This window comes from Thalassobaculum litoreum DSM 18839, from assembly GCF_900102465.1.
Classification (GTDB): domain Bacteria; phylum Pseudomonadota; class Alphaproteobacteria; order Thalassobaculales; family Thalassobaculaceae; genus Thalassobaculum; species Thalassobaculum litoreum.
In genome coordinates this window covers 639,961-660,552 of sequence record NZ_FNBW01000001.1, presented here as the reverse complement: position 1 = coordinate 660,552, position 20,592 = coordinate 639,961, and the positions used below count along the sequence as shown (strand labels likewise).

The 20,592-nt window shown below is 67.2% G+C and carries 18 protein-coding genes; 5 read left to right on the top strand and 13 right to left on the bottom strand.

Annotated elements, in window-relative coordinates; genetic code table 11:
* Positions 1-8: 8 nt before the first annotated feature.
* Together BLS34_RS03050 and BLS34_RS03045 are read right to left on the bottom strand one after the other, a co-directional pair.
* Positions 9-821 carry an aspartate dehydrogenase gene (locus BLS34_RS03050; RefSeq protein WP_093148051.1) on the bottom strand — a complete coding sequence of 271 codons (813 nt, stop codon included), beginning with the start codon at positions 819-821 and terminating at the stop codon, positions 9-11.
* Positions 822-877: 56 nt separating this feature from the next.
* Positions 878-1,708, bottom strand: a complete 831-nt coding sequence (locus tag BLS34_RS03045) for a metallophosphoesterase (protein WP_028794629.1) — start codon at positions 1,706-1,708, stop codon at positions 878-880.
* 374 nt (positions 1,709-2,082) lie between these two features.
* Here BLS34_RS03045 and BLS34_RS03040 point away from each other — a divergent pair, with 374 nt between their 5' ends.
* Positions 2,083-2,334: a hypothetical protein gene (locus BLS34_RS03040; RefSeq protein ID WP_245565607.1), complete on the top strand. Its 252-nt coding sequence runs from the start codon at positions 2,083-2,085 to the stop codon at positions 2,332-2,334.
* A 96-nt stretch (positions 2,335-2,430) separates the two neighbouring features.
* Here BLS34_RS03040 and BLS34_RS03035 read toward each other — a convergent pair whose 3' ends face one another.
* Positions 2,431-4,143 carry an N-acyl-D-amino-acid deacylase family protein gene (locus tag BLS34_RS03035; protein ID WP_093148049.1) on the bottom strand — a complete coding sequence of 571 codons (1,713 nt, stop codon included), beginning with the start codon at positions 4,141-4,143 and terminating at the stop codon, positions 2,431-2,433.
* A 185-nt stretch (positions 4,144-4,328) separates the two neighbouring features.
* Here BLS34_RS03035 and BLS34_RS03030 point away from each other — a divergent pair, with 185 nt between their 5' ends.
* Positions 4,329-5,354 (top strand): DMT family transporter, encoded by a 1,026-nt coding sequence (locus tag BLS34_RS03030; RefSeq protein ID WP_051244762.1) that lies wholly within the window; start codon positions 4,329-4,331, stop codon positions 5,352-5,354.
* Here the strand turns inward: BLS34_RS03030 and BLS34_RS03025 are convergent.
* From BLS34_RS03025 to BLS34_RS03005, 5 genes are all read right to left on the bottom strand, one after another.
* Positions 5,325-6,242 (bottom strand): SMP-30/gluconolactonase/LRE family protein, encoded by a 918-nt coding sequence (locus BLS34_RS03025; protein WP_093148047.1) that lies wholly within the window; start codon positions 6,240-6,242, stop codon positions 5,325-5,327. The genes BLS34_RS03030 and BLS34_RS03025 overlap by 30 nt on opposite strands.
* Before the next feature lie 9 nt (positions 6,243-6,251).
* Positions 6,252-6,761, bottom strand: a complete 510-nt coding sequence (locus BLS34_RS03020; protein WP_051244764.1) for a DUF1499 domain-containing protein — start codon at positions 6,759-6,761, stop codon at positions 6,252-6,254.
* A gap of 4 nt (positions 6,762-6,765) precedes the next feature.
* Positions 6,766-7,629, bottom strand: a complete 864-nt coding sequence (locus tag BLS34_RS03015) for an isocitrate lyase/PEP mutase family protein (RefSeq protein ID WP_093148045.1) — start codon at positions 7,627-7,629, stop codon at positions 6,766-6,768.
* Positions 7,630-7,699: 70 nt separating this feature from the next.
* Positions 7,700-9,616 (bottom strand): ABC transporter ATP-binding protein, encoded by a 1,917-nt coding sequence (locus BLS34_RS03010; RefSeq protein WP_093148043.1) that lies wholly within the window; start codon positions 9,614-9,616, stop codon positions 7,700-7,702.
* Positions 9,613-11,508, bottom strand: a complete 1,896-nt coding sequence (locus BLS34_RS03005; protein ID WP_093148041.1) for an ABC transporter ATP-binding protein — start codon at positions 11,506-11,508, stop codon at positions 9,613-9,615. The genes BLS34_RS03010 and BLS34_RS03005 overlap by 4 nt, the downstream gene beginning before the upstream one ends.
* Before the next feature lie 174 nt (positions 11,509-11,682).
* On the opposite strand from BLS34_RS03005, the gene BLS34_RS03000 reads away from it, so the two are divergent.
* A complete protein-coding gene (locus BLS34_RS03000) occupies positions 11,683-13,665 on the top strand; it encodes a glycosyltransferase (protein ID WP_093148038.1) in 1,983 nt (660 codons plus the stop codon).
* On the opposite strand, the gene fliG is transcribed toward BLS34_RS03000, so the two are convergent.
* The 5 genes from fliG to BLS34_RS02975 all read right to left on the bottom strand — a co-directional run bounded on the left by fliG (position 13,659) and on the right by BLS34_RS02975 (position 17,817).
* Positions 13,659-14,681, bottom strand: a complete 1,023-nt coding sequence (gene fliG / locus BLS34_RS02995) for a flagellar motor switch protein FliG (RefSeq protein WP_028794635.1) — start codon at positions 14,679-14,681, stop codon at positions 13,659-13,661. The two genes, BLS34_RS03000 and fliG, sit on opposite strands and share 7 nt — an antisense overlap.
* A 188-nt stretch (positions 14,682-14,869) precedes the next feature.
* Positions 14,870-15,388 carry a hypothetical protein gene (locus tag BLS34_RS02990; protein WP_051244768.1) on the bottom strand — a complete coding sequence of 173 codons (519 nt, stop codon included), beginning with the start codon at positions 15,386-15,388 and terminating at the stop codon, positions 14,870-14,872.
* Positions 15,389-15,423: 35 nt separating this feature from the next.
* A complete protein-coding gene (locus tag BLS34_RS02985; protein WP_028794636.1) occupies positions 15,424-16,023 on the bottom strand; it encodes a hypothetical protein in 600 nt (199 codons plus the stop codon).
* Positions 16,024-16,032: 9 nt separating this feature from the next.
* Positions 16,033-16,641, bottom strand: coding sequence for a MotA/TolQ/ExbB proton channel family protein (locus tag BLS34_RS26380; RefSeq protein WP_245701894.1), 609 nt, complete (start codon positions 16,639-16,641; stop codon positions 16,033-16,035).
* A gap of 288 nt (positions 16,642-16,929) precedes the next feature.
* A complete protein-coding gene (locus BLS34_RS02975; RefSeq protein WP_093148036.1) occupies positions 16,930-17,817 on the bottom strand; it encodes an alpha/beta fold hydrolase in 888 nt (295 codons plus the stop codon).
* An 84-nt stretch (positions 17,818-17,901) separates the two neighbouring features.
* On the opposite strand from BLS34_RS02975, the gene BLS34_RS02970 reads away from it, so the two are divergent.
* Positions 17,902-19,233 carry an NAD(P)-dependent oxidoreductase gene (locus tag BLS34_RS02970; RefSeq protein ID WP_093148034.1) on the top strand — a complete coding sequence of 444 codons (1,332 nt, stop codon included), beginning with the start codon at positions 17,902-17,904 and terminating at the stop codon, positions 19,231-19,233.
* Positions 19,234-19,249: 16 nt separating this feature from the next.
* Positions 19,250-20,557: an NAD-dependent dihydropyrimidine dehydrogenase subunit PreA gene (gene preA, locus BLS34_RS02965; protein WP_093148031.1), complete on the top strand. Its 1,308-nt coding sequence runs from the start codon at positions 19,250-19,252 to the stop codon at positions 20,555-20,557.
* The last annotated feature ends 35 nt before the right edge of the window (positions 20,558-20,592 follow it).

The window sequence follows — 20,592 nt, the reverse complement described above, 5'->3', positions numbered from 1 at the left end:
CCCAGCGGTCACCCGCCGATGCGCACCGCGCTGGCGAGCTGTTTCACCGTCTTGGTCACCGCCATGGCGACGATCTTGCCGGTCTTGCGGTTCTCCTCGGCGACGGCGACGTTCTCGGTGAAGGAGAACGAGCCGAAGGCGCCGCGGGCTTCCACCGTGATGATGTGGGTCTCGATGGTCGGGTCGGCGACGATCGTCAGCTTCGTGCGGTCCAGCCCGATCCCGGCCAGCGCCACCGCGGCGGAGATGTTCACGTTCTGCGGATAGGTTGCCGCTCCCTCACGAGCTGAGCCCTCGAAGATCACCGTCGGTTCCGTCATGCGGTCCAGGTCGAACATCTGCTCGGCCGCGGTGCCGTACCAGGCGCTGGGGTCCTTGCGGACGGTCATCTCCACCGCGTCGAGCCCGCCGACGGCGGCGCCCGACAGGATGTCCAGCGCGCCGATCCCGGCAGAGGCCAGGGTGAGGGAGGTGCCGCCTTCCTCCGCCGCCTGACGGCAGCTCTCGTACAGCGCGTCGTCGGTGAACGCGCCGATGGAGGTGACGATCACCCGCACACCGCGCTTCAGCAGCGGGATCACGTGATCGCGGACCGCCTGATGGCCCGCCCCCTCCAGCACCACGTCGTACTCACCGGCATGGAAAGCCACGGGGTCGGTGAGGTAGTCCGGTCCGTTCGCCGCCTGCGGGCGTGGGGTGCGGACCAGCACCGCCGGAATGGCGATGCTGCCCTCCAACTCGTTGGCAACGAAGTCGATCACGTGGGCGCCGATGGCGCCGGCCCCGATCAGGCCGAGGCGTAGGGGAGGTTTGCTTTGCATTCGGTCAGCTTACGCCCGGCAAGGGTCCGTGCCCAAGCCACCATCGTGCGCCCGGCTCATTCCGCCGCCGAGGTCTCCTCGATCCAGCCGTCGTCGTCGAGCAGGATCCAGTCCAGCTCGGGCTCGGCAAGGAAGTCGATGGTATGGACCACGACGTTCTCGTCCTCGATCAGCACCACATTGTAGCTCGGTGCCAGCGGGCCGATGCCGATCGCGTTGCGTCCGCCCAGATCCTGCGCGTTCGGATGGTTGGTGGAGCGCGGCGCCGACATGGGAATGCCGCAGACCGAGCCGGACAGGGTGGAATGGCAATGGCCGAAGAAGATGTGGCGGATCGTGTCCCGGTACTGGGCGAGCAGGGCGCGGACCGGGGCGCCGTCGAGCAGGCCGATCATGTCGGAGGCCGGCGCGCCGATCGGGCAGGGATGGTGGTGCATGAAAACATAGGCCGCCTGGCCCGCCGCCCGGGCGCGGGCCAGTTCGGTCGCCAGCCAGCGCTGCCGGTCCTCGCCGTAGCGCCCGGCATGGGTACCCGGCTCCAGGGTGTCGAGATACAGGAAACGGCCCGCCGGGGTATCCTCGGCATATTGCACGAAGCCGCCGGCATCGACCGGGATTTCCGGAAAGACCGCGCGGAAAGTGTCGCGGTCGTCGTGGTTGCCGAGCAGCAGCCGGGGGTCGAGCGGCGACGCCATGACGATCTCGCGCAGTTGGGCGTAGGAATGGCGCGATCCGTGATGGGTGAGATCTCCGGTGATGACCACCCGGTCGGCGTTCCGGTGATGGGTCTCCACATGCGCGAGACAGGCGGTGAAATTGGCGATCGGCGCCTGACCCAGGATCTTGTCGTCCTGGATATGAATGTCGGTGATGTGGATCAGCTTCACGGTCGCCCCCAGGGTTCTGTCAGGTACCTTAGCCGGCGGATGTGACAGCTTTGCTGGCCTTGTACGGGTGTATCCGGGCCGTCGAGGAGCGGTCGGTCCCTGGCGCTGAAAAGATAGCCATAATTTATTGCCGGTATTATTGAGTGATTACAGCTTGATGGCTAAATGGATCGATGAATTATATATGTAAAGGGTAAATTATAAATTGACATTCATGCATAAAAGGCACGCTCTGTAGGTGAGTTAAAAATAAAACCATCCCACGGAACAAGGAATTTACGATGACTCTTCCCACTTGGATTAAGCCGGTTATTTTCGGTGTGGTGATTGGCGCGATTCTGGCGACGATCGTCGGGTTCACCGCCGGAGGTTGGATGACCGCCGGCAAGGCCGAGGTGGCCGCCAACGACCAGGCGGATGCCGAAGTCACGGCCGCGCTGCTGCCGATCTGCGTTGAGCTCGCCAGCCGTGATAGCGACCGGGCCGCCAAGATCGAGGCGATCCGCGCCAAGCCGTCCTATCAGCGCACCGAGGCCATGAACGATTCCGGCTGGACGACGATGCCCGGCACCGAGAAGGCCGAGCGCCGCGTCGCCTCGGCCTGTGCCGAGCAGCTTCTGAACTGAGCGGCCTTCTGACCTGAGCTACCCATGAAAAACTCCCCGGTCGCGTGCGGCCGGGGAGTGAAGTCTGAGGTTACACTTCAGTCGTCCGGGGCAGCGTCAACGCTGGCCCCGCACTACCCGGCCGGGGAGCGCGCCCGTGGGCGAGCCGTCCCGGTAGGTCACTTCGCCCGCGGCGATGGTCGCCGCGTAGCCCTTCGACTTCTGCAGGAGGCGCTTGCCGCCCGCCGGGAGGTCGAAGGTGACGTAGGGGTCGGAGAAGCCGACCGAATCCCAGTCGATGACGTTCACATCCGCCTTCTTGCCCGCCTTCAGCACGCCGCGGTCGGACAGGCCGGCCGCGCCGGCGGTGTCGGAGGTGAGGCGCCGGATGACGTCCTCCATGGGGAAGCGCGAGCGGTCGCGGCCCCAGTAGCTCATCAGCCAGGTCGGGAACCCGGCATCCAGGATGAAGCCCACATGGGCGCCGCCGTCGCCGAGGCCCATGATGACGTTCGGGTCGGCCATCATCGCTTCCGGCGCAGACATGTCGTAATTCACGAAATTGACCAGCGGCGTGTAGATGAACGCCTTGCCGTCGCGCTCCAGCAGCATGTCGTAGGCGACCTCCTGGGCGGTGCGGCCCTCGCGTTCGGCGACGGCGGCGATCGACTGGTCGCGTTGCGGCTCGTAATTCGCCGGCGAGCCCAGGCGGAACATCTTGGAGAACGAGATCCGGTGGATCAGCGGGAAGGTGCTTTCCTTGATCGGATCGTCGGCCAGGATCTTGGCCCGCACTTCCGGATCGCGCATCGCCGCCACCCGCTTTTCGAGCGGCAGGTGGGCGATCGAGCGGTAGGTCTTGGTGCCGGAGAACGGGTTCTGGCTGCCCTCCAGGCCGAGCAGGATGCCGATCGGACGCGGGGCGGCCACCGGTCGGATCGACAGGCCGTCGGCCTTGGCCTCGTTCGACATGCGCATCAGGTCGCGCCAGAAGTCCGGGCGGTCGTGGCGCTGGGTGAGGGAGAACACAGCGGTGCGGCCGCTCTTCTCCACGACCCGGCGCAGCACGGCGAACTCGCCCTCGGGGCTCGGCTCGTTCCAGTCGGAAACGATCTCCAGGAAGCCGGAGCCGGCCTCCTTCATGCCCATGGCGATGCCGGTCAGCTCGTCCTCGTGGGCGCGCAGGGTCGGGGTCAGGTCGCCGGCCAGGGTCTTGTGGCTGATCGTGCGCGAGGTGGAGAAGCCGAAGGCGCCGGCCTGGATGGCGTCGCGGGTCAACTCGCGCATCTTCGCGATGTCGCCCTGGTTGGCCTGCTCGTGCTGGATCGCCCGCTCCCCCATCACATAGACGCGCAGGGCAGCATGGGGCAGCAGGGTGCACAGGTCGATGTCGCGGGGCAGACGGTCGAGGGTGTCGAGATACTCGCCGAAACTCTCCCACTGCCAGTTCAGGCCCTCATGCATGACCGGGCCGGGGATGTCCTCCACGCCTTCCATCAGCTCGACCAGCTTCTCGCGGTCGGCCGGCTTGCAGGGGGCGAAGCCGACGCCGCAATTGCCCATCACCGCCGTGGTGACGCCATGCCAGGCCGACGGCGCCATGTGCCGGTCCCAGACCGCCTGGCCGTCGTAATGGGTGTGGATATCGACGAAGCCGGGGGTGACGATCTTGCCCTTGGCGTCGATCTCCTCGGCCGCCTTGGTGGACCCGATATCACCCACCGCAAGGATCCTGTCGCCGGCAAGCGCCACGTCGCCCTCGTAGGCGGCGGCGCCGGTGCCGTCGACGATCGTGCCGCCACGGATGATGAGTGTCGCTTCGCTGGTCATGAGTGCTTCCTCCGATGGCCGAGTTCCCCGGCCTTATTCGTTGTCTTGGCAACTATAATCTAGCCAATTACCCCCACCCTCGTGAAGTGCATTCCGCGCACGACACTTTCTCTGCGGCGAAAGTCGTGGGTATCATCGTTTTCTCGCCACCGGACGGGCTCCCGCGCGTCCCCGGAACGACATCAATGAACGATAAGAACACTCCGTCGACGGCGGACCGTCCTGCTGACGAGATGCCGGCCGACCGGCCCGCGCTGGCGATCGCGATGCTGCTGTTCGCGATGTTCGTCTTCACCGCCATGGATGGCGTCGCCAAGGGACTGGCGGGGCAGGGGATGCCGCCGGAGCGGATCATCCTGCTGCGCTACCTGCTGGTCTCGGCGATCCTGCTGCCGGTGGTGCTGGCGCGCTGGAAGCACCGGCCGCTGCGGACCACCCGGCCGATACTGCACATCGTGCGCGGCGTGCTGCTGATCGGGTCGGCGACCCTGTTCGTCTATGCCATGCGCACGCTGCCGCTGGAGACGGCGACGGCCATCGGCTTCGTGTCGCCGCTCTATGTGACGGCCCTGTCGATCCCGTTCCTGGGGGAGAAGGTGGGGGTTCGGCGCTGGGCGGCGGTGGGTGTCGGCTTCGTCGGCGTGCTGGTGATCTTGCGGCCGGGAACCGAGTCCTTCGTGCTGGCGATGCTGATCCCGCTGTTCTCGTCGCTGTGCTGGGCGGTCGGGCTCATCATCACGCGGGCGATGCGCGGGCGCGAAGGGCCGCTGACCATCCTGGTCTGGTCGACCGCCAGCGGCATGATCGTGATCGCGCCCCTGGGCGTCGCCGGCTGGGAGATGCCGACCCCGATCCAGTGGGGCATGCTGGTGGCGATCGCCGCCTGCCATGCCGCGGGGCAGTATTTCACGATCCGCGCCTTCATGATGGCGTCGGCCTCGCTGCTGGCGCCGTTCTCCTACAGCACGATCATCTGGGCCACGCTGATCGGCATGTTCGCCTTCGGCTCCTACCCGGACATCGGCACCATCGCCGGCACCTGCCTGCTGGCGGGCGCCGGGCTGTATGTCTGGCATCGCGAACGCCAGGTCACCGGGCAGCCGACCGTGCCCGGCGGCTCGATCTCCGAGGTCGCCCAGGAGGCGCCGGAAAGCGTTGAGGTCGCGGCGGCGGCGGACGGCTCAGAAGGTCCTGGCACCCGTGACCGGTAGCATCACCGAATAGATCGAGGTGGTGCCGGCGATGAACATGCGGTTGCGCTTGGGTCCGCCGAACACCAGGTTCGCCACCCGCTCGGTGAGCTTGATGCGGCCGAGCAGGGTGCCGTCGGGGGCGTAGCACTCCACGCCGGTGCCCGCACTGGTCCAGATCCGGCCCTCGGTATCCAGGCGGAAGCCGTCATAGATGCCGGTCTGGCAGGTCATCAGCACCTCGCCGCCGGACAGGCTGCCGTCCGCATTGACCGAGAACTTCCGGATGTGCCGGTTGCCGTCCTTGTACCGGCTGAAGCCGCTGTCGACGATGTAGAGGGTCTGCTCGTCCACCGAGAAGGCGAGCCCGTTGGGCCGCTGGAAGTCGTCGGCCACCACGGTCAGCCTGCCGCTGTCGGGATCGAGACGGAAGACGAAGTCGCCGTCCTGTTCCTGCGGCGCGGCGAAGCCCTCGTAGTCGCTGTCGATGCCGTAGGCCGGGTCGGTGAACCAGATCGAGCCGTCGGACCGCACGACCACGTCGTTCGGGCTGTTCAGCTTCCTGCCGTCGTAGCTGTCCGCCAGCACGGTGATGCTGCCGTCGTGTTCGGTGCGGGTGACCCGCCGCGTGCCGTGTTCGCAGCTCACCAGCCGGCCCTGGCGGTCGACCGTGTGGCCGTTGGTGTAGTGACCGTGATTGCCGCGGAACACGCCGGTCTCGCCGGTGCATTCGTCCCAGCGCATGATCCGGTCGTTCGGGATGTCGCTCCACAGCAGCGAGCGCATCGCCGGAAAATAGACGGCACCCTCGGTCCAGCGCCCGCCGGTCCAGATACGCTCCACATTGGCGGCGGTCTTCACCAGGGTGCGGAACCGGTCGTCGAGGATATCGAAGTCGCTCTCGGCCAAGGCGGCCTCCTATGGCTGAAGTCGGTCGAGGAAGTCCTGGATGCGCCGGGCATTGGTGCCGAGATCGTGCCGGCCGATCCGTGAGCGCGAGCGCACATCCACGCGCGTGCCGTTTCCTTCGGGGCGCAGGCGCACCACCACGTCGTCCTTGAAGCGCATCATCGGGGTGGTGGCGACGGCTTCGAGCCGTCCCTCGGCCGGTTCGGCGGCGCGGATCCGCCAGTCCATGTCGATGGCGGCATCGCGCGCCCTCTCGAAGACGGCGTCGGGCGACGCGTCCAGGGTGAGGGGGCCGATCTCGGGATAGCCCCGGCGCTGCTTGTCGGCGAAGTCGGCCGGGTAGGACGGTGCGGGGGTGGCGACGAAGGCCGGCGGATCTGCCAGGTCGGTGGCGATGTCGTTGATGGAGGGCTTGGTGAACAGGGTCTGGAGCATGGGCGCCGTCACGTACAGCACGGCCAGGAGCGCACCGGTAAGGATGCAGAGAACCCCATAGGTGGCCGTGCTGCGTGCGGGCATCTCGTCACCCCTCCAGGAACTCCCGGGTCCACCGGGCGTAGTCGGCGTCGCGGGTGACCCGCTTCATCAGCTCGCCGGACGCCACCCCCTGCAGGTCGGCCGGCGCGGTGCCGTCGCGCAGCGCCTTCAGGGTGTTGTAGGTCGCCTGTACCGACGCGGCGAAGGGCTGGTGGCCGGTCAGGCAGATCCGCACACCGAGCGAGGCGAGCCAGTCGGCGTCGCGCAGGCTCTCCGGCAACCCGCCCAGCATGATTGGCAGCTCGGTCTCCGCCGCCACCGCCTCCAGGTCCGACTTCTCGGTGCCGCCGACGAGGAAGATCGCGTCGACCCCGGCGGCGTCATAGGCCTTCACCCGCGCGATGCAGTCGTCGAGGCCGGTGACCGCCAGCGCGCTGGTCCGCCCGAAGATCGACAGGGACTTGTCGACGCGACCGGCAAGGGCGGCCTTCATCTTGCCGATGCCTTCCTCGACCGAGAGCAGGGCGGTCTTGCCGCCGGAGCGGTGGGCGTAGGGGAGGACCGTGTCCTCGATGCTCATGCCGGAGATGCCGGCGATCTCAAGCTCCTCGACCGTGCGCTGCACGTTGAGCGCGTTGCCGTAGCCGTGATCGGCGTCGACCATCAGGGGGATCGAGGAGGCGCGGCAGATGCGGCCCGCCTGGTCGGCGAACTCGCTGAGGGTGAGCACGATCAGGTCGGGCGCGCCCAGCACGGTCATCGAGGCGACGGAGCCGGCGAACATGCCGATCTCGAAGCCGACCTCCTCGGCGATCCGGGCCGAGATCGGATCGAAGACCGACCCCGGATAGACACAGGATTTGCCGCCCAGCACCGCGCGGAACCGCTCGCGCCGCTCACTCCATTTCATGTTCGTCTCCAACCCTTCAGTGTTCTTGGGCAGGAGACTAGCGGCGCCGGCGGCGCGGAACCAGGGGCGATCAGGTCTCGCGCTCGCCGGACGCGATCGCCTTGGCGACCTCGTCGGCCGGAATGTCGTCGAAGGAGGCGTAGTTCATCCGGTACAGCCGGGCGTACAGCCCGCCCGACGCCATGAGCGCGTCGTGGCTGCCCTGTTCGACGATCTCGCCGCCCTCCAGCACGATGATCCGGTCCGCGCCGCGGATCGTGGCCAGCCGGTGGGCGATCACCATCGCCGTGCGGTCCTTCAGCAGGCGGGCCAGCGCGCGCTGGATCTCCAACTCGGTATAGCTGTCGATGCTGGCGGTCGCCTCGTCCAGCACCAGGATCTTGGCGTCGGCGAGCAGGGCGCGGGCGAAGCTGATGAGCTGACGCTGGCCGAGCGACAGGTTCGAGCCGCGCTGGTCCAGCATGGTGTCGTAACCGTTCTCCAGCCGCATGATGAAATCGTGCGCGCCGACGGCGGTGGCCGCGTCCTCGACCTGGGCGCGGGTGGAGCCGGTCTTGGCGTAGCGGATGTTCTCCTCGATGGTGGCGGAGAACAGGAACGGCTCCTGCAGGACCATGGCGATGTGGCGGCCGAGGCTGTCCTGGGTGACCGCGCGCACGTCGCGGCCGCCGACCAGCACCTCGCCCTCCCAGACGTCGTAGAAGCGATGGACCAGGGCGGTGGTGCTGGTCTTGCCGGATCCGGTCGGGCCGACCAGGGCGACGGTCTCGCCCGGCTGCACCTTGAAGGTGATGTTGCGCAGGATCGGGTTGCCGCGCTCGTAGCCGAAGGTGACGTCGCGGAACTCGATGGCGCCGTCGATCTCCGCCGGATCCTCGGCGTCGGGGGCGTCCTGCACTTCCACTTCCACGTCCATGACCTCGAAGATGCGCTGCCCGGCGGCCATGGCGCGCTGCATGATGCTGTACTGCAGGGTCAGCGAGCGGATCGGGTCGAAGAAGCGCTGGACGTAGAACAGGAAGGCGACCATCACGCCGACATCCAGCGTGTTGTCCAGCACCATGGACCCGCCGATCAGGATCACGATCGCCATGGCCGAACCGGTCAGGGTGTCGACGATCGGCACCATGACGTTGGTGTAGCGCGAGGCGGCCAGATGGGCGTCCAGGTTCTCGCGGGCCTTCTCCTCGAACAGCTCGAAATTCACCGCCTCGCGGCGCAGTTCCTGGATCGCGCGGATGCCGTGGACGTTCTCGGCCAGGGCGGCGTTGGTGGTCGAGCTCGCCTCGCGGGCCCGCATGAAGGCCTTGCGCGCCAGCGGCAGCCAGATGATGCGGACCAGCAGCAGCAGCGGCAGCACCGACAGGGTCAGCCCGCCGAGCGCCGGATCCAGGCTGAGCAGCACAATCACGATGCCGACCAGCAGCACCAGATCGCCGATGGCGAAGATCGAGGACTCGAGGAACTCCTGCAGCGCGTTCACGTCGCCCTGGAGCCGCGACATCAGCCGGCCGACCTCCGTGCGGTCCATGAAGGACAGGGAGACCACCTGGAGATGGGCGTACATCGCCCGGCGCAGGTCGAAAAGCAGACGTTGGGCGGTCTTGCCGATCAGCGTCTCCATGAAGTGGTTGGCCGCATAGTTCAGCACCACCACGCCGAGGAAGGCGACGACGAAGATCTGCAGCAGGCTGAGATCGTCGGCTCCGTCCGCGAGCGCGTGGTCGATGGTGGCACGCACGAGCAGCGGCAGGGTGAGCTGGGTCAGGGTGAAGGCCAGCACGCAGCCGAGCCCGATCAGAAGCTGCCGCTTGTAGGGCGCCAGATACGCCATGAAGCGCTTGATCACCCATGGATCGAAGGCGCGGCCGAACAGCTCCTCGTCCTGGCTGATCTGCGATCCGACGACGGCCAGCGGCGGCCGGTCGGTCTCGGCCCCGCTGCCGTCGCGCCGGGTGGCGTCCTGCTGGCTCTGCACCGGATTCATGACGCACCCCCGGTCTTCGGTTCGGCCCCGGTTTTCGGTTCAGCACCGGTGCGGGCCTGCAGCTCGTAGAGCTGGGCGTAGCGGCCGCCGGCGGCCATCAGGCTGTCGTGGTCGCCGCGCTCGACGATGCGGCCGGCCTCCAGGAATACGATCTCGTCGGCATGCATCAGCGAGGACAGGCGGTGGGCGATGACGATCACCCCACGCTCCTTGGTGTAGTCCTTCAGCGACTCGCGGATCCGGCGCTCGGTGGCGGCGTCGATGGCGGCGGTGCTGTCGTCCAGCACCAGAAGCTTGGCGTCGGGCAGGATGGCGCGGGCGATGGACAGGCGCTGGCGCTGGCCGCCGGACAGGGACACGCCGCGCTCGCCCACGAGGGTCTCGTAGTCGTTCGGCAGCGCCTTGATGTAGTTGTGCAGCTGCGCCGTCTGGGCCGAGCGTTCGATGCTGGAGCGGCCGGCCCAGGGATCGCCATAGGCCACGTTGTGATCGATGCTGGCGGTGAACAGGAACGGCTCCTGCTGGACGATCGCCACCGTGTCGCGCAGGGAGGCCAGCGTAACGTCGCGGATGTCCTGGCCGTCCACGGTGATCCGCCCGCCGGTCACGTCGTAGTAGCGGCCGAGCAGCTGGGCGATAGTGGTCTTGCCGGAGCCCGGCGGGCCGACGATGCCGATCATCTTGCCGGGCCGCGCCTCCAGATCGATGCCGGCCAGGGTGCGGTCGTCCTTGGCCCAGCTCGGATAGCTGAAATCCACGTTCTCGAACCGCACCACGCCCTCGGTGAGGACCAGATCCCCGGCGCCCGGCTTGTCGGCGATGGAGGGCTCCAGGTCGATCACGTTGAACAGCCGGCCGCCGCAGGTCGAGGCCCGCGCGATGGAGTTGATCATCCAGCCGATCTGGCGCACCGGCATCTGCAGGATCAGCATGAAGGCCAGCGCCTCGGTGAGCTGGCCCAGCGATATCTCGCCCGCCGCGACCTTGGCGCCGCCGACCCACAGGGTGAGGCCCATCGCCAGGAAATAGACGAAGGTCATCTGGGTGGTGGACAGCACGAACAGCCGCACCCGCCGGCTGGCGATGGTCAGCGCCTCCTCGGAGATCCGGTCGTAACGGCCGAGCTCGAAGGCCTGGGCGGCGAAGGCGCGGACCACGCGGATGCCGCCGAGATTCTCCTCCATCACATTGGTCAGCTCGGACATCTTGTCCTGCATCAGGATCCAGGTGTCGCGCAGCTTGAGCCGGGCGATGGACGCGCGGATGCCGACGATCGGCACGAAGCTCAGGGCGACGCAGGCCAGCACCGGGTCGTTGCGGAACAGGACCACGGCCCCGCCGCCGATCAGCACGGTCAGCAGCACGCTGCGCAGGATGCCGGTATCGACCCACAGCCGGACGCCCTCGATGTCCAGGATGCCGCGGGTCATCAGATCGCCGGTATGCACCCGGTCGTGCCAGGACAGGCTGAGCCGCTGGAGCTGGCGGTAGTAGTCCAGGCGCAGCCGGTAGCCGATGAGCTGGCCGACCGCCTCGCCCTGGTAGTTGTGCATCATGGTGAACACGCCGCGCAGGATCGCAGCACCAAGCAGCAGCAGGGCGCTGGTCAGCAGGGCCGATTCGGCCGCGCTTTGATCCGAGACCCCGGCCGCGGCGTCGCGCAGCAGCCCCTGCGCCTGGTCGACCGCCTGGCCGAGATATTGCGGCACCATGAGCTGGAACAGTCCGCCCAGGATGGTCGTCAGCACCGCGACCGACATCCGCCAGCGGTGGCGGAACGCCATCGCGGTGATCCGCATGAGCACGGTCGCGTCCACGTTCGAGACGTCGATGCTGTAGGCGCCGTCGACCTGGGTGTCGAGGCGCTTGGCGGTGTCGGGCGCGGGGGCCATGGAGGTATCCGTCTGGGGGGAACGGGGCCGCGGACTATGCCAGAACCGGCAGGCAATGGCGAGCGAGCAGGATCTTTCCGGATAAACATAATGGAGTTAGGGAAAACTGATCGACTTACCGTATAGGTGAGGCGGTTCGAACCAACGGCGGAAGTGCCAGCGAGAGCTGCAGACATGTCACCCTCAAACTACATCGGGCTCCGCCCTTTCTGGGAGGCTCTGGATATTGGCGACGTCGCGACGACGAAGCGGCTTCTTCAGTCAGTGGGAGACGAGGAGCGGGAAACTGCGCCGTTTGTGCTTGCCGAAGCGGCCATGGCCTTCTCGGGCGGCGACATGATCCAGGCGGGGGAGTCGATCGACCGGTATGTCGGCCGGTGGCCTAACGAGCCGGAAGGAATTGAATGGGCAATTCGGATCCATCACGTCGCCGGCCAGGTCGAGCGGGCGCAGAAGATCCGGGCCCTACGCGACCGTGCGGCGGCGCTTGCCAGGTTGGATCTGGAGCGGCGGTTCATTGAATGCGGTAGCGATACGCTACGGCTGGTCGAGGACGTTGTGACCGACACCGCGATCAGCGCCGCGGTCCGCATCCGGCTGGGGGAGATCCTCTTCGGCCGCAACCTGCTGGGGCCGGGGCAGAGTGATGGGATCTTCGACGCGATCGGTGAGCGGGCACAGAACTGGCCCGCTCAGAGCCGCCTGTTCTGGGCGACCGTCCTGTTCAATTTCAGCAGCCGGACGCCGGAAGCCCTCGATCGTCTTTTCGAGTTGGCACGGAATGACGAGATCGATCTCGACTCCTTCGCCGCTCTGCAGGTGGTCATCAACCGGGTGGTCGGCTTCGGCAACATGAAGGTTTTCGCCGCCCGCTACGACCTGCTTAGCCTTCTGCATTTGCGGTGGGCTGCGCGGATCGACGCGGCAATGGACGAGCAGGATCGCCGCCGGCTCCGCCGGATCGAGGCGCCCGCCGAACCCACCCGCCGGATCGCGATTCTGGCCCCGCCACTAGTCAGCCTGTTCCATGCGCCCACCGCGCGCACACTCGACCTCTCGGCTGCCTTGATCGGAGATCACGGCTATCAGGTCCGGATCTTCGCCGGCGGGCCATGCTCGCTGCGGCCCAGGGCGCCGGTAGCGGGCGACGCTTTCCACAACGTACAGGCCGATGCGCTTTCGGCTAGCAGCATCGTGTTTGAGGGCATCAAGATCGAGATTGCCAGCGGTTTTCTGGACGACGGCCAGTATCGCCGGCCGGTGACCGTGGCGGGCGATATCCTGGCGTTTCAACCGGACGCGGTGATCTCCTACGGCGATGCCTCTCCGGTTCAGTCGCTGCTCGCCGACCGGGTGCCGATTCTGGTCATGCCCACAGGCAGCGCGCCTCCTGTCGGTCCGCTCGATCGGTTCGCCGGAGAATGGAGCGAGGATGCCCTGAACGAGCAGGTTGCACGCGGCGCCTGGCCGGCCGATCTGATCGAGCGGGCGGTCTTCGGCGCCACCGGGGTGAAACTGCCGCCGCCGCGGTCCCTCCGGCGTCGACAGGATCTCGTCCCAGGGGCCAGGCTGGTGCTGGGGGTGGCCGGGACCCGACTGGCACAGGAGATCCGCGGTGCCTTCGCCACCCGTCTGGCCGCGCTGCTAGTCGACCGGCCCGATCTGCATCTGGTTCTGATCGGCGGCGGTGATCGGGCGGCCCTGATCGGCGGCGAACTGGCGCCAGTGGCCGACAGGGTCCAAGTCCTGGAATTTTCCGACGATCTCGCGGGCCTGTTCTGCGGCTGCGATGTCGTTCTCAATCCGTACCGCCAGGGCGGGGGTACAGGCCTTGCCATGGCCATGTCGGTGGGATGCCCGGTGGTGTGTCTGGAGTCGGGCGACGGTGCGACCCTGCTGGCGCGGGAGGATCTCTCCCCGGATCTCGACGCCTACTTCCGCCGTCTGAACCGTTTGATCGACGATGAGGCGTTCCGCCGGGAGGTCGGCGATCGGATGCCGGCCCAGGTCGAGCGGATGCTCGGTTTCGATCGCTCGATCCAGCAGGTTGTGTGGGCGGTAGAGAACATGGCAGCGGACTTCCGGGCCGGCGCGGCGTCACCGGCCATCCGGTATCGCGAAAAGGACCGGAACGGCCGCCGGACGGCCGCTCAGTAAACCAGCTGGTCGTCGCCGCTGGAGCCGCCGAGCACGATTTCGCCGCGGTCGGCCAGGTCCTTGGCCGACTGCACCATGGCGGTCTGGCTGTCCTCCACGTCCTTCAGGCGGATCGGGCCGAGCGCCTGCATGTCCTCGCGCATCAGCTTGGCGGCGCGTTCCGACATGTTGCCGAAGAACAGGTCGCGCAGCTCCTCCGACGCGCCCTTCAGGGCGATGGTGAGCTTGTCCTTGTCGACCGCGCGCAGCAGGGTCTGCACCCCGGCCGGGTCGAGGCGGTTGAGGTCCTCGAAGGTGAACATCAGCGAGCGGATCTTCTCCGCACTGTCCTTGTTGCGCTCCTCCAGGGCCGACAGGAAGCGGCTCTCGGTGGCGCGGTCCAGGCTGTTGAAGATCTCCGCCATCATCTCGTGGCTGTCGCGCCGGTTGGTGCGCGCCAGGTTCGACATGAACTCGGTGCGCAGCACCCGCTCCACATCCTTTTCGATCTCCTTGTTCACCGCCTCCATGCGCAGCATGCGCATGACCACTTCCATGGCGAAGTTCTCGGGCAGGGTGGCCAGCACCTTGGCGGCGTGGGCCTGGCTTATCTTGCCGAGGATGACGGCGACTGTCTGCGGGTACTCGTTCTTCAGATAGTTCGCCAGGACCTGTTCGCTGACATTCGCCAGCTTGTCCCACATGGTACGACCCGCCGGACCGCGGATCTCCTCCATGATGTCCTCGACCCGGTCCTCTCCCAGCACCTTGGCCAGCAGGCGCTGGGTCGAATCCATGGAGCCGACGAGCGAGCCGGTGGAGGACACCTGCTCGGCGAATTCGACGAAGAGGCGCTCCACGATGTTTGAGGACACCATGCCGAGGCCGGCCATGACCTGGGAGATCTCCTTGATCTCCTCGTCGTCCATCTGGCCGAACAGGGCGGCGGCCTGCTGTTCGCCCAGGGACATCAACAGGATGGCGGCCTTTTCCGGGCCGGTGATGCTGCGGTAGTCCTCGCGGGTACGGGTCCCCATGGCGTCGTCTCCAAAGCCGACAGATCCGCGCCGACAGCCCGGTGACGGATCACCGGCGGCGCATGGCCGGTACGACCCGCTTCTTAGGCGGTTCGCATTACCAAATCGTAACGAAGACGGGCGGAAAATTCGAGACTTTTATATATTTCGGATGTTTCGAAGGGTTGTCTCCATCGATCCCCCAAGTCTCAGATCTTAAGGTCCCGCGGATTATGGAACCGGGGTATCGACGGTGGCGTCTTGGTCGGGGGCAGGACCGGCGGCACGATATCCACGTTGAGGTCGCCCAATTCGCCCGGTCGGCGGTTCTCGAACGGGTTGCGCAGCACCAGCTTTCCCTGCTCCTGCATGGCGGTGTCGATATCCTCCTCGAGCTTCTCGGCCAGCCGCAGGTCCCAGGGGAACTTGTAATAGCGCGGCTCCCGCTCGCCGCTGAGCCGCAGCCACATGTAGATCGCCTCGCCCTCGGCCAGACTGACCGCCAGCACCTCGGCGGCGGCGGCGTTCCGCTGCATCCATTCCATCGACTGGGGTTTGGGGCGGCTGAGGAACTCGACGAACTGAATGTAGCTGATCGGGATCAGCAGCGTGGCGGCCAGGACGGCGCTGATCCGCACCCAGGGCAGGCGCGGGGCCCAGATCGCCAGGCTGGCGAGGGCCGCGGCGACGGCGGTGCTGACGGCGAAGACATAGATCAGGTTGTCCATCGTGTCCTCCGGGTGACCCTGTCTTCCGGGCCGCCTTATCTGCCGGTGATCAGGGGGTAGCGTAGGGTGTTCACGCTGTCCTCGACCAGGTCGCCCTCGGACGACAGGCGGAAGCGGAAAGCGGTTTCCTCCTGGTTGTAGCGGCGCAGCTCGACCGTGGTCTCCAGGATCTGGCGGGTTTCCTCGAGCGGCTTCTTGACGCTGACGACGACCTTGACCGGGATCGGGCGGTCCTTTGGCGGCGCGCCGTACATGTGCACGTTCACCACGTATTCGCCGGACGGGATGCCGCGGCTGTAGCTGACCTCGTAGTTCTCGTCGGTGGCGTCGCCGATGGCGCCCAGGTCGTCGCGCAGCAGGTTGAACACCTCGCCGCCCTGGTTCCAGAATCCGACCGCCCCTTCGCCCGGCGCCTTGACCCAGAGATCGACGTCGTTCTCCATCTCGGAAGGCCAGTGCATCTCGACGATGACGTTGCCGGGGGCGTTGCTGTCCTTGGTCTCCTGCTTCTCCCGGCTGATATGGGGCAGCAGCATGATGACCATCGCGACGAAGCCGATCAGCGCCAGCATGATGACGTCGCGAAAGACCGTGTCGGTGCCGTCCTCCTCGAGGTCGTCGAACGGATCCTCCATCGCCGGACCCTAGCCGCCGTCGCCGCGGTCGATGGTCTCGGTGAGCAGGTCGACCGTGGCGCTGGACAGCAGCCGGTAGTTCACGATCAGCCAGACATAGAGCACCGCCCCGACCAGGGTGGTGTTCAACGCCACCGACATGCCGGAGATCAGGGTGGCGACCATGTCGGCCACGTTGTCGGCATCGGCGGCGCGGCTCGGGTCGACCCCGGACAGCGCGATGATGAAGCCGATCACCGTGCCGATCAGGCCGAGAAAGACCAGGCTGTTGGCGACGTGCCGCACGGTGGCGATGCGCCGGCCCAGCCGCATCCGCAGCACGCCGCGCGGGCTTTCGCGGTCATGGGTGAAGCGGGCCTTGTCGAGATAGAGGGCGGACGGGGTGCCCTCGGTCGGGTCGGCGTTGCGGAGTTCGTCCAACTCGCCGCTGGTCTGGCCGACGCGCAGGGCGCAGTACAGGAAGCCGTAGGAGAAGACGGCCGCGATCACGAGGGACAGTTCGATCAGGTCGCCCTTGATCACCGCGTCGAGCCAGCCTTGCAGATAGGCTCCGCCGAGCAGGGCGGCGGCCACCACATTGATCAGCACGAAGCGAACGATCAGCAGGTATCGGAACATCGCACCGGTCACCTTTGGGACGTCTGCCGGTATCAGACCCGCTCTGCGGCGCCGGCACAAGCGGGAAGGGGTAGGGCGGGGAGTGTAGGCAGGAAGATGGGAGGCAAGCCGCTGGTCCTTCGCCTTTTTCCCCCGCTCCTTTGCCCGTCTTCCCGGCCTTGCGCCGGGATCCAGGAAAGCCGCGCGCTGCGGCACTGCTAATAGAACACCGGCGCTCCAGCGGATGGGTGCTCTGGATCCCGGATCAGCTCCGGGAAGACGGGGAGAGGGCTAGAGAGGGGGGCTTCCTCACCCCGCCAGGAACGGCACCAAAGCCGCCAGCGTCGCGTCCGGGTCCTCCTCGGCCAGGTAATGCCCGGTGTCGATCGCTTCGCTGGCCACCGGGCCGTCGCAGTACCGCTTCCAGATCGCCACCGGGTCGTACCACTGGCCGATCTTGCCCTTGGTGCCCCACATCGCCAGCAGCGGGCAGCGGATGCGGTCGCCGGCTTCCCGGCTCGCCCGGTCGTGCTCCAGGTCGATGGTCGCGGCCGCCCGGTAGTCCTCGCACATGCCGCGGATCATCGCCGGATCGCGGGCGGCGGCGAGATAGTCGGCCAGGGCGTCGGGATGAAAGAACCCGTCATCCTTCGGCTCGCGGTTGGTATGGGCGCGGAACCACGCCTCCGGCGCCGCCGATATGACGGTCTCGGGGAAGGGGTGCGGCTGGGCGAACCAGAACCAGTGATAGTAGCCCATGGCGAAGGCCATATCGGCCCGCTCGAAATGCTCGATGGTCGGCACGATGTCGAGCAGGGCCAGCTTCTCCACCCGCTCCGGATGGTCGATCGCCAGCCGGTGGGAGACCCGCGCGCCCCGGTCATGGGCGACGACCCGGAACCGGTCGTGCCCCAGGACCGCCATCAGGTCGACCATGTCCTGCGCCATCGCCCGCTTGGCGTAGGGCGCGTGATCGGCCGTCGCCGGCGGCTTGTGGCTGCCGCCATAGCCGCGCAGGTCCGGGCAGATCACGGTGTACTGTTCCGCCAGGCGCGGCGCCACCGCGTGCCACATGGCATGGGTCTGCGGGTTGCCGTGCAGCATCAGCAGCGGCGGGCCGCTGCCGCCATGGCGCAGACGCAGGGGCCCGGCACCGATCTCCACGGTCTCCAGGGTCATCCCTTCAAAGAACGTCATTGGCGATCCTCCATAAATTTGACCACTTGATAAAACTTTTGCGCGCAGGCACGCTTTTCTCTGGTCCGGCCATGGGAGAGTGCCATGACGCATGGTTTCGAGGGAGCGGACGTAAAGGCCGGCAGGCTGACGTCGGAACAGGTGGCCGCCAACTTCGCGGATCTCCACCCTCCACTGACCCGCCACGAGGCCGCGGTCGCCGCCGACCGGTGCTACTTCTGCTACGACGCGCCCTGCATGACCGCGTGTCCGACCGGCATCGACATCGCGATGTTCATCCGCCAGATCGCCGCCGACAACCCGTCCGGCGCGGCCAAGACGATCTTCGACCAGAACATCCTGGGCGGCATGTGCGCCCGGGTCTGCCCGACCGAGACCCTCTGTGAGGAAGCCTGCGTGCGCGAGGCCGCCGAGGGCAAGCCCGTCGAGATCGGCCGTCTGCAGCGCTTCGCCACCGACCATCTGATGGCGGATGGCGTCCACCCGTATCAGCCGGGCGTCAGCACCGGCAGGAAGATTGCCGTGGTCGGGGCTGGTCCGGCCGGCCTGGCCTGCGCCCATCGGCTGGCGCTGAAGGGCCATGCGGTCACCCTGTTCGACGCAAAGCCGAAGCCGGGCGGTCTGAACGAGTACGGCATCGCCGCCTACAAGACGCCCGGCGGCTTTGCCGAGGCCGAGGTCGATTTCGTGCTCGGCATCGGCAACATCACCCTGGAGACCGGCAAGGCGCTCGGCCGTGACATCTCCATCGACGGGCTGAAATGGGATTACGACGCCGTGTTCCTCGGCATCGGCCTCGGCGGCGTCAACGCGCTCTGCGTGCCGGGCGAGGACCTGTCGGGCGTCGAGGACGCGGTCGAGTTCATCGCCGAGCTGCGCTCCGCGGAGGATCCGTCGGCGCTGGCGATCGGCCGTCGGGTGGTGGTGATCGGCGGTGGCATGACGGCCATCGATGCGGCGGTGCAGTCCAAGCTGCTCGGGGCGGAGGACGTGACCATCGTCTACCGGCGCGGCCAGGAATCCATGAACGCCAGCCTGTTCGAGCAGGACCTGGCCCAAACCAAGGGCGTGGCGATCAAGCACTGGGCGAAGCCGGTCCGCGTGGTCTGCGAGGGCGAGCGGCGCGGCGTCGAGTTCGAATACACCCGGTCCGGATCCGGCGGGCTGGAAGGCACCGGCGAGACGTTCTTCGTCGCCGCCGACGTGGTCCTGAAGGCCATCGGCCAGACCCTGGAGACACCGGAGGGGCCGGCGACCGAACGGGGCCGGATCGTCGTCGACGCGGAGCTCCGCACCAGCCTCGACGGCGTGTGGGCCGGCGGCGACTGCGTGGCGGCGGGCGACGACCTGACCGTGACCGCCGTCGCCCAGGGCCGCGACGCCGCCGAAAGCATCCACCGCGCCCTGACGGCGTGAGACGGAGAATCAGAGCATGGCAGACCTGCGCAGCGACTTCGTCGGCATCAAGTCCCCGAACCCGTTCTGGCTGGCCTCCGCTCCGCCGACGGACAAGGAATACAACGTGGTCCGGGCGTTCGAGGCCGGCTGGGGCGGGGTGGTGTGGAAGACCCTCGGGCTCGATCCGCATATCGTCAACGTCAACGGCCCGCGCTACGGCGCCGTCTGGGGCGCCGATCGCCGGCTGCTCGGCCTGAACAACATCGAGCTGATCACCGACCGGCCGCTGCAGACCAACCTGGACGAGATCAAGGCGGTCAAACGCGCCTGGCCCGACCGGGCGGTGGTGGTGTCGCTGATGGTGCCCTGCGAGGAGGTCTGCTGGACCGAGATCCTTAAGCAGGTGGAAGACACCGGGGCCGACGGGGTGGAGCTCAATTTCGGCTGCCCGCACGGCATGTCCGAACGCGGCATGGGCTCCGCCGTCGGCCAGGTGCCGGAGTACATCGAGATGGTCACCCGCTGGTGCAAGCAGAACACCCGCATGCCGGTGATCGTGAAGCTGACGCCGAACATCACCGATATCCGCTATCCGGCGCGGGCGGCCAAGAAGGGCGGGGCCGACGCGGTGTCGCTGATCAACACGGTCAGCTCGATCACCTCGGTGAACCTAGACCTGATGGCGCCGGAGCCTACCATCGACGGCAAGGGCAGCCATGGCGGCTATTGCGGTCCGGCGGTCAAGCCGATCGCCCTCAACATGGTGGCGGAGATCGCCCGCGACGCGGAGATGGCGGGTCTGCCGATTTCCGGCATCGGCGGGGTGACCACCTGGCGCGACGCGGCGGAGTTCATGGCGCTGGGGGCCGGCAACGTGCAGGTCTGCACCGCCGCCATGACCTACGGGTTCCGCATCGTGACCGAGATGATCGACGGCCTGTCGCGCTGGATGGACGGCAAGGGCTATGCCCGGACCTCGGACTTCACCGGGCTGGCGACGCCGAACGTGACCGACTGGCAGTATCTGAACCTGAACTACGTGGCCAAGGCGCGGATCGACCAGGATCTCTGCATCAAGTGCGGCCGCTGCCACATCGTCTGCGAGGACACCTCGCACCAGGCGATCACGGCGACGAAGGACGGCGCGCGGCATTTCGAGGTGATCGACGCCGAATGCGTGGCCTGCAATCTCTGCGTCAATGTCTGTCCGGTGGAAGGCTGCATCACCATGGAGCAGATGCCGGCGGGCACCGTGGATCCGCGCACGGGCCGGACAGTCCCGGCCGAGTACGGCAACTGGACCCAGCACCCGAACAACCCGTCCTCGGTCGCCGCGGAGTAGGGGCACGGCACCATCATCCAACCCCCGCCGTCATC

Excerpts from the sequence above, each read along its gene's own strand:
- BLS34_RS03010 (WP_093148043.1), bottom strand. The coding sequence starts at position 9,616 with ATGAATCCGGTGCAGAGCCAGCAGGACGCCACCCGGCGCGACGGCAGC.
- BLS34_RS02970 (WP_093148034.1), top strand. The coding sequence starts at position 17,902 with ATGACGCATGGTTTCGAGGGAGCGGACGTAAAGGCCGGCAGGCTGACG.
- BLS34_RS03000 (WP_093148038.1), top strand. The coding sequence starts at position 11,683 with ATGTCACCCTCAAACTACATCGGGCTCCGCCCTTTCTGGGAGGCTCTG.
- fliG (WP_028794635.1), bottom strand. The coding sequence starts at position 14,681 with ATGGGGACCCGTACCCGCGAGGACTACCGCAGCATCACCGGCCCGGAA.
- BLS34_RS03035 (WP_093148049.1), bottom strand. The coding sequence starts at position 4,143 with ATGACCAGCGAAGCGACACTCATCATCCGTGGCGGCACGATCGTCGAC.
- preA (WP_093148031.1), top strand. The coding sequence starts at position 19,250 with ATGGCAGACCTGCGCAGCGACTTCGTCGGCATCAAGTCCCCGAACCCG.
- BLS34_RS03050 (WP_093148051.1), bottom strand. The coding sequence starts at position 821 with ATGCAAAGCAAACCTCCCCTACGCCTCGGCCTGATCGGGGCCGGCGCC.
- BLS34_RS03040 (WP_245565607.1), top strand. The coding sequence starts at position 2,083 with ATGACCGCCGGCAAGGCCGAGGTGGCCGCCAACGACCAGGCGGATGCC.
- BLS34_RS02990 (WP_051244768.1), bottom strand. The coding sequence starts at position 15,388 with ATGGACAACCTGATCTATGTCTTCGCCGTCAGCACCGCCGTCGCCGCG.
- BLS34_RS03015 (WP_093148045.1), bottom strand. The coding sequence starts at position 7,629 with ATGAAATGGAGTGAGCGGCGCGAGCGGTTCCGCGCGGTGCTGGGCGGC.
- BLS34_RS03020 (WP_051244764.1), bottom strand. The coding sequence starts at position 6,761 with ATGCCCGCACGCAGCACGGCCACCTATGGGGTTCTCTGCATCCTTACC.
- BLS34_RS03005 (WP_093148041.1), bottom strand. The coding sequence starts at position 11,508 with ATGGCCCCCGCGCCCGACACCGCCAAGCGCCTCGACACCCAGGTCGAC.
- BLS34_RS03030 (WP_051244762.1), top strand. The coding sequence starts at position 4,329 with ATGAACGATAAGAACACTCCGTCGACGGCGGACCGTCCTGCTGACGAG.
- BLS34_RS02985 (WP_028794636.1), bottom strand. The coding sequence starts at position 16,023 with ATGGAGGATCCGTTCGACGACCTCGAGGAGGACGGCACCGACACGGTC.
- BLS34_RS02975 (WP_093148036.1), bottom strand. The coding sequence starts at position 17,817 with ATGACGTTCTTTGAAGGGATGACCCTGGAGACCGTGGAGATCGGTGCC.
- BLS34_RS26380 (WP_245701894.1), bottom strand. The coding sequence starts at position 16,641 with ATGTTCCGATACCTGCTGATCGTTCGCTTCGTGCTGATCAATGTGGTG.